This window comes from Oleiphilus sp. HI0132 (assembly GCF_001635845.1).
Map to the genome: position 1 here is coordinate 1 of NZ_LWGJ01001875.1, position 787 is coordinate 787.

1 protein-coding gene is annotated in these 787 nt (G+C 41.8%); it reads right to left on the minus strand.

Annotated features, from left to right (window positions below):
* Nucleotides 1-87: 87 nt before the first annotated feature.
* Nucleotides 88-399, minus strand: coding sequence for a 50S ribosomal protein L21 (gene rplU / locus A3766_RS28290; protein WP_068509871.1), 312 nt, complete (start codon nucleotides 397-399; stop codon nucleotides 88-90).
* Between the last annotated feature and the right edge of the window lie 388 nt (nucleotides 400-787).

A 787-nucleotide genomic window follows, 5' to 3' on the forward strand; every position in this document is an offset into this window, starting at 1 on the left:
CCTTCTTATGAGCCATTATCCTACTCCTATTGTCTGTTCGTATCTAAACCGGTTTAATTGCTCCTGAGAGCGACCATAAACTCAGTGTTAGCCTTTAATTCCAGTAATTTTCACCTCAGTATACCACTGACGGTGACCCATTCTCTTCATGTGGTGCTTACGACGCTTGAACTTCAAGATACGTACCTTCTCGTGACGACCATGATCAACAACCTCAGCCGTTACTTTTGCACCCTCAACATTTGGCGCGCCAACTTTAACATCGTCGCCATTTGCAACAAGTAATACACGGTCAAATTCAACCGTCCCACCTGTTTCAACTTCAATTTTTTCCAGCTTTAACACTTCACCTTCGGTGACACGGTGCTGCTTACCACCGCTTACAATAACTGCGTACATTTGGTTTTCTCCAAATTTTTCATATCGCCTAACACACCTGAACTTCCGCTAATAATAAGCATTACCCAGATGAATCAAACTTACCAAGACCTATATATTGAGAACTAAATCTCCGGCCTCACTTTCTACCCGCATGTGTTACTTACGACCAATTTTCCCCAAACTGATATTTACAGTTTTTTGAAAAATCTGATCTCCAGTTTCTAAAGGAAGCTCTTTGGCAACCCTATCACTGAGAACACCCATGACTTTTAGGGCGCGCAATTGTATTTTATTCAACCAAGTGTTGCAAGCACATTCTAGCCAAAACAAGACTTTAATTATTGTATGGCGGATAGTAATTCTTGACAGACAAGCACAGCCCCCCTAGCATGTCAGCCAATTTTAG

What these genes read in the sequence shown, in the direction of transcription:
- rplU (WP_068509871.1), bottom strand. Translation starts at nt 399, where the DNA reads ATGTACGCAGTTATTGTAAGCGGTGGTAAGCAGCACCGTGTCACCGAA.